At 65.6% G+C, this 13,401-nt stretch carries 18 protein-coding genes; 7 read left to right on the plus strand and 11 right to left on the minus strand.

Translation table 11 applies throughout. The features are described 5' to 3' along the window. Window positions 1–115 precede the first annotated feature (115 nt). Together iaaH and ABD808_RS18490 are read right to left on the minus strand one after the other, a co-directional pair. Window positions 116–1,525: an indoleacetamide hydrolase gene (gene iaaH / locus ABD808_RS18485; RefSeq protein ID WP_344898240.1), complete on the minus strand. Its 1,410-nt coding sequence runs from the start codon at window positions 1,523–1,525 to the stop codon at window positions 116–118. 105 nt (window positions 1,526–1,630) lie between these two features. Continuing rightward, on the minus strand, window positions 1,631–2,224 hold the full coding sequence (locus tag ABD808_RS18490) for a TetR/AcrR family transcriptional regulator (RefSeq protein ID WP_344898242.1): 594 nt from the start codon (window positions 2,222–2,224) through the stop codon (window positions 1,631–1,633). Between the two features lie 126 nt (window positions 2,225–2,350). Between ABD808_RS18490 and ABD808_RS18495 the strand changes: the two genes are divergently transcribed. After that, window positions 2,351–3,949, plus strand: a complete 1,599-nt coding sequence (locus ABD808_RS18495) for an MDR family MFS transporter (protein ID WP_344898244.1) — start codon at window positions 2,351–2,353, stop codon at window positions 3,947–3,949. Window positions 3,950–4,053: 104 nt separating this feature from the next. On the opposite strand, the gene ABD808_RS18500 is transcribed toward ABD808_RS18495, so the two are convergent. Continuing rightward, the gene (locus tag ABD808_RS18500) at window positions 4,054–4,791 is read right to left on the minus strand and encodes an SDR family oxidoreductase (protein ID WP_344898246.1); all 738 of its coding nucleotides are present in this window, start codon (window positions 4,789–4,791) and stop codon (window positions 4,054–4,056) included. A 128-nt stretch (window positions 4,792–4,919) separates the two neighbouring features. Here ABD808_RS18500 and ABD808_RS18505 point away from each other — a divergent pair, with 128 nt between their 5' ends. The 3 genes from ABD808_RS18505 to ABD808_RS18515 all read left to right on the plus strand — a co-directional run bounded on the left by ABD808_RS18505 (window position 4,920) and on the right by ABD808_RS18515 (window position 6,405). Next, window positions 4,920–5,291: a winged helix-turn-helix transcriptional regulator gene (locus ABD808_RS18505; RefSeq protein WP_344898248.1), complete on the plus strand. Its 372-nt coding sequence runs from the start codon at window positions 4,920–4,922 to the stop codon at window positions 5,289–5,291. 384 nt (window positions 5,292–5,675) lie between these two features. Further along, complete coding sequence (locus tag ABD808_RS18510) at window positions 5,676–6,035, plus strand: hypothetical protein (protein WP_344898250.1); 360 nt, start codon at window positions 5,676–5,678, stop codon at window positions 6,033–6,035. A 67-nt stretch (window positions 6,036–6,102) separates the two neighbouring features. Next, complete coding sequence (locus ABD808_RS18515) at window positions 6,103–6,405, plus strand: hypothetical protein (RefSeq protein ID WP_344898252.1); 303 nt, start codon at window positions 6,103–6,105, stop codon at window positions 6,403–6,405. A 225-nt stretch (window positions 6,406–6,630) separates the two neighbouring features. On the opposite strand, the gene ABD808_RS18520 is transcribed toward ABD808_RS18515, so the two are convergent. Both ABD808_RS18520 and ABD808_RS18525 read right to left on the minus strand, forming a co-directional pair. Next, complete coding sequence (locus ABD808_RS18520; protein WP_344898254.1) at window positions 6,631–7,194, minus strand: NADPH-dependent FMN reductase; 564 nt, start codon at window positions 7,192–7,194, stop codon at window positions 6,631–6,633. A gap of 169 nt (window positions 7,195–7,363) precedes the next feature. Beyond that, complete coding sequence (locus tag ABD808_RS18525; protein ID WP_344898256.1) at window positions 7,364–7,927, minus strand: SRPBCC domain-containing protein; 564 nt, start codon at window positions 7,925–7,927, stop codon at window positions 7,364–7,366. 117 nt (window positions 7,928–8,044) lie between these two features. Between ABD808_RS18525 and ABD808_RS18530 the strand changes: the two genes are divergently transcribed. Continuing rightward, complete coding sequence (locus ABD808_RS18530; protein WP_344898258.1) at window positions 8,045–8,449, plus strand: winged helix-turn-helix transcriptional regulator; 405 nt, start codon at window positions 8,045–8,047, stop codon at window positions 8,447–8,449. 85 nt (window positions 8,450–8,534) lie between these two features. On the opposite strand, the gene ABD808_RS18535 is transcribed toward ABD808_RS18530, so the two are convergent. Both ABD808_RS18535 and ABD808_RS18540 read right to left on the minus strand, forming a co-directional pair. Then, window positions 8,535–8,723, minus strand: a complete 189-nt coding sequence (locus tag ABD808_RS18535) for a hypothetical protein (protein WP_344898260.1) — start codon at window positions 8,721–8,723, stop codon at window positions 8,535–8,537. 244 nt (window positions 8,724–8,967) lie between these two features. Further along, a complete protein-coding gene (locus tag ABD808_RS18540) occupies window positions 8,968–9,375 on the minus strand; it encodes a hypothetical protein (RefSeq protein ID WP_344898262.1) in 408 nt (135 codons plus the stop codon). A 290-nt stretch (window positions 9,376–9,665) separates the two neighbouring features. Between ABD808_RS18540 and ABD808_RS18545 the strand changes: the two genes are divergently transcribed. Further along, window positions 9,666–10,421, plus strand: coding sequence for a DUF4352 domain-containing protein (locus tag ABD808_RS18545; protein WP_344898264.1), 756 nt, complete (start codon window positions 9,666–9,668; stop codon window positions 10,419–10,421). Here the strand turns inward: ABD808_RS18545 and ABD808_RS18550 are convergent. The 3 genes from ABD808_RS18550 to ABD808_RS18560 form a co-directional block, all read right to left on the minus strand. Beyond that, on the minus strand, window positions 10,416–10,733 hold the full coding sequence (locus ABD808_RS18550; protein ID WP_344898266.1) for a hypothetical protein: 318 nt from the start codon (window positions 10,731–10,733) through the stop codon (window positions 10,416–10,418). The two genes, ABD808_RS18545 and ABD808_RS18550, sit on opposite strands and share 6 nt — an antisense overlap. 179 nt (window positions 10,734–10,912) lie before the next feature. Continuing rightward, window positions 10,913–11,113 carry a DUF397 domain-containing protein gene (locus ABD808_RS18555; RefSeq protein WP_344898268.1) on the minus strand — a complete coding sequence of 67 codons (201 nt, stop codon included), beginning with the start codon at window positions 11,111–11,113 and terminating at the stop codon, window positions 10,913–10,915. Beyond that, window positions 11,110–11,922 (minus strand): helix-turn-helix domain-containing protein, encoded by an 813-nt coding sequence (locus ABD808_RS18560; protein ID WP_344898270.1) that lies wholly within the window; start codon window positions 11,920–11,922, stop codon window positions 11,110–11,112. Before ABD808_RS18560 ends, ABD808_RS18555 begins: the two co-directional genes overlap by 4 nt. Window positions 11,923–12,041: 119 nt before the next feature. Here ABD808_RS18560 and ABD808_RS18565 point away from each other — a divergent pair, with 119 nt between their 5' ends. Further along, on the plus strand, window positions 12,042–12,524 hold the full coding sequence (locus tag ABD808_RS18565; RefSeq protein WP_344898272.1) for an ATP-binding protein: 483 nt from the start codon (window positions 12,042–12,044) through the stop codon (window positions 12,522–12,524). A 73-nt stretch (window positions 12,525–12,597) separates the two neighbouring features. On the opposite strand, the gene ABD808_RS18570 is transcribed toward ABD808_RS18565, so the two are convergent. Then, a complete protein-coding gene (locus ABD808_RS18570) occupies window positions 12,598–13,209 on the minus strand; it encodes a SecDF P1 head subdomain-containing protein (RefSeq protein WP_344898274.1) in 612 nt (203 codons plus the stop codon). Between the last annotated feature and the right edge of the window lie 192 nt (window positions 13,210–13,401).

Here is a 13,401-nt window from a genome sequence, read left to right on the forward strand (position 1 = left end):
CGGGGGCGCAGTTGGCCACGGGGCCGCCGAACACCGAACCGGACGGCGGGCCGGGAACCTCACGGCACCCCGGCCCGCCGTCCCGTCCTGGACGGGATCACCGCAGGTGACGACCTCAGAGAGCGGGACGCGGCAGCGGCGGCAGCACCGCCTCGACGGCCTCGCCGATCGCCAGCAACCGGGCGTCGTCCGAGTCGCGTCCGACGAGTTCGAGGCCGGTCGGCATCCCGTCCCCGGACATCCCCGACGGGATCGACAAGCACGGAAGCCCCGCGCTGCTCGACGCGTTCGTGTTGCGGATGTAGGTGAGGAACGTGTCGACCTCGCGGCCGTTCAGCTCGACCGTCCGGTCGTCCCCGGCGGGCCGGTGCGGACGCGCGGGCAGCGGCGTCGTCGGCACGACCAGCGCGTCCACCTCATGCTCGGTGAAGTACGTCGCGTAGATGCCGCGCAGCGCCGGTCGGTGGACGGTGAGCGCCTCCCGGTATTCGGCCGCCGACACCCAGTCCTTGTCCAGGATGGATTCGAGCGTCTCCCGAACCTGCGGAATCGCGACCTGCGCGACCAACTCGCGCAACGTCACCGGCACGTCGTGCTGGTACAGGTAGGCCGACAGCTCGCGTCCCACCTCGTACAACACCACGGGCAGGTCAACCAGCTCGTTCAACTCCACCAGGTCGGGGATGTCACGCTCGATCAGAACAGCACCCCGCGCGGCCAACGCGGACAGCGCGTATTCAGTGGCCGTGGCGACGTCAGGGTCGAGGTCTTCGTAGAAGAACCCGCGCGGCACCCCGAGCCGCACCCCAGCCAGATCCACGGACGCCTCAGGATCAGCCCCCGAAGGCGCGCACACGGCGTCAACGAACCGAACATCCGCCACCGACCGTGCCAGCGGGCCAGGGGTGTCCCGCGTTGTGGAGATCGGGATAACGCCCCGTCCGTCATACCGTCCATGCGTGGGCCGGAACCCCACGCACCCACACAACGAAGCCGGGATACGACACGACCCACCGGTATCGGCACCGATAGCCACCGGAACCAGCCCGGCGGCGACTCCCGCAGCCGTCCCCCCACTGCTCCCACCGGGAATGTGGTTCTCCCCATAGGGATTGCGGACCGTTCCAAACGCGGGGTTGTTCGCCGTCATCCCGAACGACAGTTCACCCAGCGCCTGTTTGCCCATCAGCGTCCCGCCCGCGTCCAGCAGCGCCCGCGCGATGGGCGCGTCACGCTTGGGACGCCACTCCCGCAGCGCCGGAGTAGCCGCCGTAGTAGGCAGATCAGCGGTGTCGATGATGTCCTTGAGCGCGAACGGCAGCCCGTAGAGCGGCCCGGACGGAGCACCCCCCTCGGCCACCGACCGCCGAACGAGATCGGGCTCGTGGCTGATGTAGGTGTTCAGCTCCGAGAGCCGCGCGGTCCGGTCGATGAGCGCCTCGACGTACTCGTCGAGCTTGAGCTCCCCCTCGCGCAGCCGCCGCACGGCCTCCACCGCCGACAGCCAGTGCAGATCGTCACTCACCGTGGTCACCGGCCCCGCCGGACGGGACGTCCGGCCTCGGCGGTTGTGATGTTCGTCAAGTCGCGCTCCTCGCTGGGTCACTCGAAATCGGTCGCGGCGGGGGTGTCAGTGGTCCGCGGGCGCGGCGAGCGCGGCGGTGAACATGGCGGTGAGCCGGTCGGTGAGCGCCGCCTGGTCGGTGGCGCGCAGATCGTGCAGTCCGAGCAGCCGTCGAAGCGGCCCGCCGCCCATGATGATCGTGGTCGCGAGGTGCGCGCGGGCGCGGGCGTCCGGTCCGTCCAGCTGCTCGATCAGGGGCTCGACGATGATGTCCCGCAGGTGGTGGAGCAGGATCTCCTGGACCTCGGGCTGCCCCGCCGACCGGTCCAGCATCCGCGAGACGGGCGTCCCGGACGGACGGTAGAGCTGCGCGACGAAGTGCTCGGCGAGGCGGCGCGGCAGGCTGTCGGGCTCCCCGGCGATGACCTCGCGCAACAGGGACTCACCCGCCAGGACCTCGCCGAACAAGGCCGCCTTCGAGCCGAAGTACCGGTGCACGAGCGCCGTGTTCGCCTCCGCCCGCGCCGCGATCATGCGGACGGTGACGCCGTCGTACCCGTGCTCGCCGAACAGGTCACGGGACGCGTCCAGGATGCGCCGCCGGGTCGCCTCCCGGTCGCGCTTCGGCCTGGCGCGCTCGGCCTCCTCCTTGACCTGCATCACCACATCCTGGCGATGGTCACCGCCCGTGTCCAGTTCCGTGGAGTTGCAAGTAAACAGGTGTCTACATAAGATACATGCAGAGCACAGCTAATTCATTGGAATGTATTCCAGCATGGGGGCAGGGTGGCTCAGGCGAGCGTGGCGTCGCACGGCCCGGCGGCGTCAGAGCAAGCGAGACCGCAGTACACGCACCGCCAGATCCTGGAGATCCTCTCCGGCCTGATGCTGGCGATGCTGACCGCGATGCTCTCCAACTCGGTCATCGCGACGGCGCTGCCGACGATCGTCGGCGACCTCGGGGGCCAGGACAAGCTGTCCTGGGTGGCGAGCGCGTCCCTGCTGACCATGACCGCGTCCACGCCCCTGTGGGGCAAGCTCTCGGACATCGCCGGACGCAAGCTGATGTTCCAGACCGCACTCGGCATCTTCGTGATCGCCTCGATGGGCGCCGGACTCTCCCAGGGCATCGGCCAGCTCATCGCGGCCCGCGCCGGCCAGGGCCTCGGCGCGGGCGGCCTGTCCGCACTAGCCCAGGTCATTCTCGGCGACGTCGTCGAGCCCCGCCAACGCGGCCGCTACGCCGGTTTCATGGGCGCCGTGTTCGGCGTCGCGACCGTCGCCGGACCGCTGGTCGGCGGCTTCATCGTCGACGCCGACGCCCTCGGCTGGCGCTGGTGCTTCTACGTCTGCGTGCCGATCGCCATCGTCGCGTTCCTCGTCATCCAGCGGGTGCTGACGCTGCCGAAGATCCGCCGCGACACCCGCATCGACGTCTTCGGCGCCTTCACGATCACCGGTGGCGCCGCCGTCCTGATGCTGCTGCTCTCCATGGGCGGCAAGCAGTTCGCCTGGAACTCCGTGTGGACGTACGGCCTGGTCATCGCCGCCGTCGTACTGATCGTGCTCTCCGTCGTCGCCGAACGCGGCGCCCGCGACCCGATCCTCCCGCCCCGCCTGTTCCGCAACCCGACGTTCGTCCTGACGTCGTTCATCTCCATCTGCCTCGGCATGGCGATGTTCGGGACGATGATCTACATGCCGCAGTACCTACAGATCGTCAAGGGCATGAGCCCCACGGCGTCCGGCCTGATGACGCTGCCCCTGGTCCTCGGCATGCTGGTCACGTCCACCAGCTCCGGCCAGGTGGTCACCAGGACGGGCCGCTACAAGCTTTTCCCAATAGCCGGAATGGCCTGCGTGGCCACCGCGATGTTCCTCCTGTCCCGCCTGCACACCGACTCGTCGAAGGTGCTCATCGGCGTGGACGTCGCCATCCTCGGCATCGGCATGGGCCTGACCCTGCAAATCATGATCCTCGCCGCCCAGAACGCCGCCTCGACCGCCGACCTGGCGTCCACGACGTCCGGCGTCTCGTTCTTCCGCAACCTGGGCGGCGCGATGGGGGTAGCCGCTTTCGGCGCGATCCTCACAAGCCGAGTGGCGTCCGAGATCGCCTCCGGCTTCCGCTCCGCCGGAATCTCCCGCCCCTCCGGCGGCAGCACTCTGGGCTCCCCAGACGAGATCGCGAAGCTCCCACAACCGATCAGAGACATCGTCCGAGACGCCTTCACCAGCTCCCTCGAAACCGTCTTCCTGGTAGGCGTCCCCGTAGCCCTCCTGGGCCTCCTGGCGGTCTTCGCCATGAAGGAACTCCCCCTAAGAGGCTCCAGTCACCGAGGTAAGGACACCCCCACCCCAACGACCCCCGAGCCCACCCCCTAACCACTGCGTGATCACTCCACCGCTTCAGCCTCGACCCGGCCCGGAGCCCACAGACCTCCTGCCAACCCGGGTCGACCAGGCTCAAGATCCGCCGCCGAGCTTTCCTAGCTGTTCAACATCCGGAACCCGCCGTCGATCGGGATGAGGGCGCCGGAGACGGCGTGGAATCCGCCTTCCGCGATCGTGGTGATGAGTGCCGCGACATCGTCGGGTTCGGTGATCCGGCCGAGGACGGAGTTCTTGGCGAAGCGCACTTCGCTGTCCGGGGTGCGCGCCGCGCTGCTCGCCTCGGTGCGCACCATGCCGGGGGCGATGGTGTTGGCGGTCACGCCATAGTGGCCGGCCTCGGCCGCGACCTGCCGGGCGAAGGTGTTGAGCGCGGCCTTCGCGGTGGCGTGCGAGATCGCGTTCGGCATGGTCATATCGGCGACCACGCTGGAGACGTACACGATCTGCCCGGACCGCTGCTCGCGCATCAGCTCGAGCACCCGCTGGGTGACGTGGAAGACGGCCGCCAACTCGCCGGTGACCTTTCCGGCGAAGTCCGCCCAGCTCATCATGCTCAGCGGAGCGAAGGTGGGCGGGATGTTGGCGTTGCACACCAGCAGGTCGACGCGGGTGGTGGCGGCGACGAGCCTGGCCACCTCGGCCGGTTCGCGCACGTCGGCCTGGACCGCCTCGGCCGTGCCGCCGACCTTCTCGATCTCCTGAACCACAGCACGCGCCGCGGTCTCGTCGCTGCGGTAATTGACGATCACGTGAAATCCGCAACCGCCCAGCCGGACCGCGGTCGCGGCGCCGATCCCACGACTCGCGCCGGTGATCAAAGCGGTTCGTTCCATGTGCCACCTCCGTGTCGGGTTGTCCTGGCTGAACGTACGGAACAAGCTAACCTTTCGTAAGGACGTACCTTCGGGTAAGCCCAGGAACCCAACGACGGTGTCTAGGTGAGGAGAGGCCGACGCGGACGATGAGTGACGTATTTCATGTCGACTGCCCAGCCCGCGCGGTGCTCGACCATGTCACCAGCCGCTGGGCCACGCTGATTCTGACCGCCCTGCGCGACGGGCCCCTGCGGTTCTCCGCACTGCACACCAAGATCGAGGGCGTCAGCGAGAAGATGCTGTCCCAGACACTGCGCACGCTGGTGCACGACGGCCTGGTCATCCGTACGGTGCATCCAACGACACCGCCGACGGTCAGCTACGGGCTGACCGAACTCGGCGGCGGCCTCACCCAGCTCCTGCATGGACTGATGACCTGGATCGGCGAACACGCGGCCGAGATCCACACCGCCCAGGCGGACGCGACAGCCAATGCGCCCCGACCCACCCAACAGTGACCGATCGCCCCGGCACCGGCCGCGAGCAGAGCAACCACCGGTGACTACCGGCCCGCCGCGACCGACCCACCGGCAACAAGGGATGGGGAGCGGTCGCAGGAACCCGCACCACCCTGAAACCGCAGATACAGATCAGTGCCCACGATCGCAGGCAAGCCCAAAACCACCCCCGCATGGTCACGGCAGCTGACCACTCGCTCGGAACACACCACCAACCAGCCCGAGCACCGACAGACACCCTCACACCAGGCCCACGACCTGCAACGTCAAGATGGCCGATCTTCACGCCTGTGGATATGGACGACGGTCGTCAGCCCCGGATCGTCAGCCACGTCCGCAGGGCGCCATTGCCACCACGCCAAGTCTCAAATGAAGAAGTAATTCATGTTCGGTAAAGCGTTTATCAACGAAGAGCGGATCTCCGTCGTCCAGGAGAATCTGTCTCGAACCTTGCTGGTCCACTTTGATTCCACGGCGACGACCGTCATTGGTGGAGTAGAAGTCGAGATTCGCCGCAACTCGGATCGAGCTTCCAGTGGACAGACAATAGGCGACTTCACGTTCTGGCCAGTTTTTGTGGAAATAGAGGACGAAGAGTCCGGTGTGACGGATTCGATCGTAGAGATCACGTCGCGAGTCATAGTTGGCCTGTGGGAGGTCGGTATCCCCGTAGTGGTCGCCTGTGACTTCGAGGACCTTCTCCCATGGAAAGGGGGAATCGAAAGAATTGCTGACCCATTCTAGCGGGCAGGCCTTGGCTCGCCAGCCTGATTCACCCAACAACTCTCAAGCGCTGCACTATATTGGCGTCATGTCTCTCGGTGACCCGCAGCACGAGGCCAACACGCTAACCCCTGTAGCCCGCATGTCGATAGCCAACGACAGCGACGACGTGCTCAGGCTGACCTTGGAGCCATACGCCTCCGACTACTGGCTGGCGCCAGGTGAAACCGTCTACGTCGTCAAAGCAATTAACGAAAAACATGATAGGCCCGAATCGGGGACCTCCTCGGCGCAGCACTTCTACGTGCATTATCATGGCCCGGCATGGGTCATGGTGTCTCCAAATGGCCACGGTTGGCTCGAGGACGCCGACGGAAACGCGCTGGACTAGCATCCCGGCGAGCTGGAGGGCTGTGTGGCCTCGGGTTCGCGTCCAACCAACGCCTGGCCCGTCATCGCTGAGAGCATTGAACGTAACCCGGCCCGGCGGCTCCCCTATGATCGTCACGGCCGCGCACTGCGACCCATTCTGTGGGCGGGGGGCATGGTCGGGGAGAAGACTGCCCAACATCCCGCACGGGTGCCGTGTGCCTGCGGACGCGCGTCGTGGCGAGGCTCAGGCTCGGCGAAGTGGTGCGAGGGCGTTGGCCCAGGTGGTCACTTCGGTGAGCATCTGTTGGAGCATGGCGTCGTGGAATTCGGTAGGCGTGAAGGTCGCGAATTTCTCGAAGTCGGTCATGAGCGACAGGTTGACCTGGGTGCGCACGGTTGCCAGTTGCAGTGCCCCGGCGATGAGCCGGAGGTGTTCGACGGCGCGGGCGCCGCTGACGTTGCTGCCGTACGCGACGAAGCCCGCAGCTTTGTTGTTCCACTCGCGGTAGAGGAAGTCGATGGCGTTCTTGAGTGCGGCTGGGATCGACCGGTTGTATTCGGGGGTGACGAATACGAACCCGTCGAGTTCGGCGATCCTGGCGCTCCAAGCGCGGGTATGGGCATGCTCGTACTCGCCCGTCAGTGGGGATCGTGGCTCGTCGAACAGGGGCAGGTCATAGTCGGCGAGGTCGACGAGTTCGAAGTCGGCGTCCACACGTGTTCCGGCCATCTTCTCGACCCACTGCGCGACCTGCGGCCCGACGCGGCCGGGACGGGTGGTGCCGAGGATGATCCCAATTCTGGTCATGTGCATTCCAAGCGGTGGTGAGAAGTAAAATGTGGAACGAGCACGCCACAACTTACTATCAGTATGAGCTGAAAATGCCGGGACCGGCCCCGCTCGCCATTACGCACTTTGAAGTCAGTCACGCATTCTCAGGGCGGAATCGCGCCAGCACTGACCTAGGCGCCGCACGTTACGTATCCGAGGTTGCCCTCCTCGGCGTGTCAGCTGGTTCGAGAGCGGCTACGAGGCCGTTCAGCCGCAGGCGTGTCCCGCCGTGGACATGCCGCAGGTCGTCGCTTCCGTCGCCTGTCGGTGCGACGAACGTGAGCTGCTCCGTCCAGGCGAGTTCGGTCCCATCAGGCTCGGCATGCAGCTCGACGGTCGCGAGGGACGTCCAGCGCAGGACTCCGTCGACGTGAGCCTCGTAGACATAAACGATTCGGACGTCTGGGGTGATGTCGAGATACCGCGACCAGTACTTGAGCCGCTGCGGTGGCGTATCGAGAGTCGCGAAGGTGCTGTACGCGGTCTCACCGCCGCCGACGCGGAAGTCGTGTTCGTACGTTGCTCCGCTGCCGGGGAGCTTGAACCACCGCCGCCGGAGGCCGGAGTCGGCGAACGCACGGAACACTTCGCCGGGGGGCGCCGAGAGGCGGAGCGTCACCGTGAACGTGTCGTGCCGGACGCCACCGGGAGCCGACTCGGGCGGCGTGCCGTGGGCCTGCTGTACTGCGCGGTCTCGATCCTTGGTCATGGCCGTGTCCTCCTGTCTGCCAGTTACGATCAGTAGGAAACGGCGTGACCTTTGGGATTAGTCCGGCGCGGGCTCACGCACTTTGACGTCACTTGCTTACGCGAGAGGAAGAATCGTATGGACACCACCCTCCGTTCTGATCTCGCGGCAAGGGGAGTCGCCCCGGAGTGCATCGAGACCATCGACCTTGTACGGGATGTGCTCGCCCGGGTGGGCGACAAATGGACCGTCCTGGTGATCGCCGCGCTCGCCTCCGGGCCGCTACGCTTCACTGCCCTCCACGAACAGGTGGCAGGCATCTCACAGCGGATGCTCAGCCAAACCTTGCGGCTCCTGACCAAGGACGGTCTGGTGACAAGGACGGCGTACGCGGAAATCCCACCCCGCGTCGAGTACACCCTCACGCCACTGGGCCGATCGCTCAGCAACGCCGTAGACGGCATCGTCCACTGGGTCCAGGAACACCAGGCAGAGGTCGTCCAAAACAGAACCAAGTTCGAAGCAACACACCCCCGCCCCTGACCTCCAACCAACCTGACCCCGCCGACGTCCGAGATCGCCCGTCTTGATTGGCGCCTACTGGCGGGGGGTTTCCCCCTGGGATTCGTCAAGGGTTTAGGTGTTTGGTGAGGTCGTCGAGGCGGGACGTGAGGTCTTGTGGGGTTGCGAGTTCGTAGTGGGTGCTGGTGCTGGCCCCGGTGGTGAGGTCGCCGGTGTCGAGTTCTGCTTCGCCGCTGGTCCAGACGTTGCGTTCCTGGACGGCGGCCGCGAGGGTGGCCAGATCGAACTCGGTCATGCTGGTGATCTTCTCAGACGGTTACCGCACCCACGTTATGGCGAGACGATGACTTGGTCACAGACGATTGCCTCGTCCCAATGAGCGGTCCACCGACGCCACCCGTCCCGGTGACAACACCCCCCGGATCATGCTTGCGACAGGGGGGCTTAAGGCATTTCGGGCCGGGTGACCTGGCTGCCCACCAACCAGCGGTCGGCGGGGACGTGAAAAAGATAACAGGGGAGTGGGGTGGTCAGCGAAACTAGAGTTCCAGTTGAGAAATCAGGGATCCAATGTCAGGTGCGATGTACACCCAGGCGGTCGGACTTTGATTTCTTAGGTAGATTACCCGGGGATTCTCGCTGAGGCGGTAGTCCAGAGCGATTGGCATGTCGGGGCCGAGATCTGCAACGAGGAGGGACTTCCGGGAGTCGACTCCCAGGCTTTCTCCTGGTCGTTCTTTTCCAAATACCTCGTCCTCGCTCAGACCGGGCCAATGACTATTTTCTCGTGCCATCGTATCGAGGTCGTAGAACATTGGGTGCACGGCCGGCTCGCCGAAGACGGCCAGATACGTTGGTTCTTCTTCTCGTGGCGGAGTCCAGCGGCCAGATTCGATGGTCGACACCAGTTCCTTCGGAACTCTCAATCCATTAATCATGTAAGACATCCGGGATCACTCACGCTTCGGTTGTGGGTAAGCGCGGAAGTGCTGCTTCTTGAGCAAGTTTATGCTATACGGGAGTTTCCTGGGTGGGATTCTGGTAAGGGTGGGGCTTTTCGACGTCCACGGGGTCGGGTACGTCGGTTCGACGCGGGGTGGTGATTATGCGGTAGCTCAATGTAATGGGGGTGCGGCGAGGGTGGTGATCGTGGGGGATTGGTTCGTGGTTTTGGTGGGAGATCAGTAGGGTTTGTGGGGTGTTGGACCCGCAAAGTACTCGGCCGGATCCTGTGGGGTTGGACGGGTGGCCGTCCGTTGAGCGGCCCGCTGATGTGGGTGTGCCGTCGTTCGGGGTTGTGAGGCGGGCTGTGCAGGCGGGCGCCGCCATCGTTGGGGTTCAGGTTCTGGCGGTTGGCATTGCGCTGTTGGTGATCACTAGTTACCGGAGGGCGGCCGCTGGGTGGCTGCTGCCTCTGGTCGGGGTTGTTGATGCGCTGGTCACGCTGCAAATCGGGTGGCTGGCTGTTCGGGATATTCGTCTCGCTGGGAGACGGACTGTTGGAGTTCGCGTCTTTTTGGTGCTCCTGGTCGTCGCCTTGCTTGGTGGGGCGGGGGTGGGAGCCCTTGCTGTCTACCGTTACGTCAATCGTCCGGCCGAGGGGGTTTTTGGCTCGCCGGTGATGGACCGTGACATCAGGTTCACGGCGACGGAGTTTCGGTGCGGTGGGAAGATCAAGAGGGTGACCGTGCGCGGGACGCTGTGTCGGGTGAAGCTCAACGTTGCCAACACGGGGTCGGCGAAAGTGCTTGTCGAGGCCAAGGTGCAGCGGTTGCGGGACGAGGGTGATGAGTATCCCGGGCTGCTTCTGATCGAGGGGCGGCGGAGGGGGACGGCCTGGGGAGTCGAGGCTGGTGCGGAAGTGCGGGGTGTTCTGGTTTTTGACGTTCCGCGTGGGTCGGTGCTTCGCTCGCTCGAAGTGCATGCGGATGGAGAGAGCCGGGGAGTGCGGCTTCCTGTTCCTGCTGAGTTGCCTCGGCCTGGGAAGTCATAGCGGGTCTCTGCGTTGCCAGAGCATCTCCAAGCCCAGAATGATCGCGCATAGGACGGCCAGGGAGCCGGGGACGGCTACGAGTGCTACGTGGATCGGGCTGCTCTCGTCCGGGATGAAGAGGTCCACCCAGCCCAGGGCCAGGGACACTGCGGCCGAAACCCCGCCGATGCGGGAGGCCCATTCGAAGAGTTGTGCGTGCCACGGCTTCGAGTCCGCCGAATCCCGCGAACGCACGTCGATGCTGAAAAAGATCAACAAAACGGCGAGAAACGAGATCAGGATGACCATGTCGGACGACGGCATCTGACGCACATCGCGACCCTAGCCACTCTGCTGTGGGGCCCCTTCCCCGTCACTCCGCCACCCCGTCACTCCGCCCTCTTCGCCCCTTCACTCCGCCACCCCGCTGTTCCGTCACTCGGGCTGAGGGCGCTCCTATGACGAACGGCCCCATCCTTGAGAAGGACGAGGCCGCTGCCGGGGGCGTCAGGTCAGATGTTCAGCTTGTCCGCTTTTGCGGCGGTGATGAGCTGGGTGAAGTTCTCGGCTGTGAGCGTGAGGTGCCCGGCCCCGGGGGCCTTGCTGTCACGGACACCGACTGTGCTGGAGAAGGCGGCCAGCTCCACGCATCCATCGCCACCACCGTTGGCGCCCCCGCTACGGGTGGACTTACGCCACACGGGTTCGCTCACTTCATGGCCTCCATCAGGTCGCGCAGGAGACTCCGGGTCGAGTCTCGGGATAGGGCATCATGCCCTATGAGGTCCCACCGTAGCCGGTAGTCCTTTACCTTTGCGGGGTCGGTTACGAGCCGCCCGCCGTTCACAGCGGGCGACCAGGCGTGTTCCACCTGCTCTGAACGCAAGAGTGTGAACGAACCATCAACCCCTGCGTGCGTGGCTTTGGCCTTCGCGAGAGCTCGCACCACGACACCCTTGCGGTGGCTCAGCTCCAACAAGTGCGCGAGCTGTCCCCGCATAACATCGGGGCCACCGACCGGGTCTTCTAGCACTGACTGCCGCACGAACAATCGCAGGTCAGGGGCATCAGGGGAGTCCAAGATCCTGCGTCGCGCCATCCGCGAGGCAAGCGTGCCCTCGACGTCGTCGACAACTTGCGCACCCTCGATCAGCGCCCGCGCGTAGTCCTCGGTCTGGAAGAGCGCATGTATCACGAGCGCGGAATACGCGCAGACTGCATCCGCCCTCTCCTCGTACTGCGTGTACTGATCGAACCAGTTCGGGTCGTGAGCACTCTCCGCCAAACGGCGAAGTCGGGCGAAATGGCCACGAGTCTTCCATACTCGGTCAAGAGTTTCGGCGTGCTTCTGCGGCATTTTTGCTCCAGCCGATTCCCAGTTGGCAACCCGAGAATTATCCACCCCGCAGATCCGGCCGATGTCGGCCTGCGACAGGTTGCGCTCCAGGCGCCAAACCCGCAGGTCAGCGGCCAGCCAGTGCCAAGAGTTGTTGTCCGGATCGAGGTTGTCCACTCTTGTCATCTGAGATCTCCTTATTGGCGATCTTGAAACGCAATAGGACAACGGTACTTGCTCGCGGCAGGGTGTGTCCTGGAAACGGAACTGCGAAAGGCCACCCCGTGAACGTCACCAAAGGCAAGGTGGAACAAACCAACCAATTTGCGGTAATAGTGACCGCATGCCGCGAAACCGTCTACCTGACTCGCGACCTCGTGCGGAGCGGCCTCAGCGCGTGGGGGCTCGACGCCTACGGCAGTGACGCATGCCAGATCATGTCTGAGCTGGCGTCCAACGCCGCGCGGTACTGCGTGAGCGAGAAGATGCGCGCGTGGGTCAGTCGGCTCGACGTCGGTGTCGAGATGTGCGTCTGGGACGACCATCCCGGCCGTCCCGTGTTGCAGACGCCCGGACAATTCAGCCAGCACGGTAGGGGCCTGATCCTGGTGCAGGCATTCGCGTCCGGCGGCTGCGGGTGGACCGAACTGGCGACTGGGAAGCTCGTGTGGGCGCGGATCGCGATTGAGGAGCGGGTCATGCGGGCCGCTGCCTTGGGTGCGGGACGGCCGATCGTCGGCAGGCTTCCGCATGTGGACCGGGGGCAGCGCATCGCGCCGTCCTCATAGGCGGGTCCTCGCCTCTGCGATCGTCCCCCATGTGCGTCCGGCCCCCTCGGACGCGCCGCAGAGGCGGGGGCCGTTAGCGGCGGCCCTTGAGTTCGCGGGCCAGTTTGTTCGCGGACGCCTTGTCGGGGTTGCCGGTCAGCGCGATCTTGCCGTCCAGGATCGCCATGTCGACGCGGGGGAGGATGATGAGCCGTCCTCGGACGACGAAAGCCAGGTCGCGGCCGATGGTGTTGCGGGTCAGTTTGGCGAAGGCGTCTCGGTCGACCGGGCGGAGAGTGACCGCGACGTCGTAGCCGCCGGATCGTGCGCGTGACTTCTGGACGCGCATGTCCGCGACCTTGTAGATCACGATGCCCTGTACGAGGCGGTAGCAGGTCGGGCCCGCGGCGGATCTTCCGGTGATGCCCTGCGTCCCTACTGGGCACTGGCCCGGTATCACCTGTGTGACGGGATAGATCTGTAGCGGTGAGGCAAGTGTCACCGGGCGCGTTCGCATCGAGGACGCGATCATGCCGCCGGTCACCACGACCGCCGCGATCAGCAGCCCGAGCGTCAGGACCATGACCAGCAGGGCCGAGCGGTGTTGGTCGGCGGCCTTGACCGTTGGGGCGGGGTAAGGGTGCTGTTGCCTTCGCGCGGCTCGGCTGCGCTTGGCCTCCTGCGCCGCGCGCCGACGCTCGGCCACCTGTGCACGGCGTCGCGCCGCCGTGATCTCGGCCGCCGAGCGTGGGGCCACCGGCTGCGGCGGCACGGGTGGCGGCGGAGGTGGGGGGACGTTCGGGGCGGGTGGTAGGACGGCCGTCACCGGTCCGCGAGCTTCGGGTGGTCGGGCGGGCACGCGGCCGGGGTGGTACGGCTGTGTCGCGTCGACGGCTGG

The organism is Actinomadura meridiana, from assembly GCF_039537545.1.
In the GTDB taxonomy this organism is placed as follows: domain Bacteria; phylum Actinomycetota; class Actinomycetes; order Streptosporangiales; family Streptosporangiaceae; genus Spirillospora; species Spirillospora meridiana.

Bases quoted from the DNA above. Each gene is read 5' to 3' on its own strand.
- ABD808_RS18530 (WP_344898258.1), top strand. From the start codon at position 8,045: ATGGACACCACCCTCCGTTCTGATCTCGCGGCAAGGGGAGTCGCCCCG.
- ABD808_RS18505 (WP_344898248.1), top strand. From the start codon at position 4,920: ATGAGTGACGTATTTCATGTCGACTGCCCAGCCCGCGCGGTGCTCGAC.
- ABD808_RS18490 (WP_344898242.1), bottom strand. From the start codon at position 2,224: ATGCAGGTCAAGGAGGAGGCCGAGCGCGCCAGGCCGAAGCGCGACCGG.
- ABD808_RS18500 (WP_344898246.1), bottom strand. From the start codon at position 4,791: ATGGAACGAACCGCTTTGATCACCGGCGCGAGTCGTGGGATCGGCGCC.
- ABD808_RS18520 (WP_344898254.1), bottom strand. From the start codon at position 7,194: ATGACCAGAATTGGGATCATCCTCGGCACCACCCGTCCCGGCCGCGTC.
- ABD808_RS18510 (WP_344898250.1), top strand. From the start codon at position 5,676: ATGTTCGGTAAAGCGTTTATCAACGAAGAGCGGATCTCCGTCGTCCAG.
- ABD808_RS18560 (WP_344898270.1), bottom strand. From the start codon at position 11,922: ATGACAAGAGTGGACAACCTCGATCCGGACAACAACTCTTGGCACTGG.
- ABD808_RS18525 (WP_344898256.1), bottom strand. From the start codon at position 7,927: ATGACCAAGGATCGAGACCGCGCAGTACAGCAGGCCCACGGCACGCCG.
- ABD808_RS18515 (WP_344898252.1), top strand. From the start codon at position 6,103: ATGTCTCTCGGTGACCCGCAGCACGAGGCCAACACGCTAACCCCTGTA.
- ABD808_RS18535 (WP_344898260.1), bottom strand. From the start codon at position 8,723: ATGACCGAGTTCGATCTGGCCACCCTCGCGGCCGCCGTCCAGGAACGC.
- ABD808_RS18540 (WP_344898262.1), bottom strand. From the start codon at position 9,375: ATGTCTTACATGATTAATGGATTGAGAGTTCCGAAGGAACTGGTGTCG.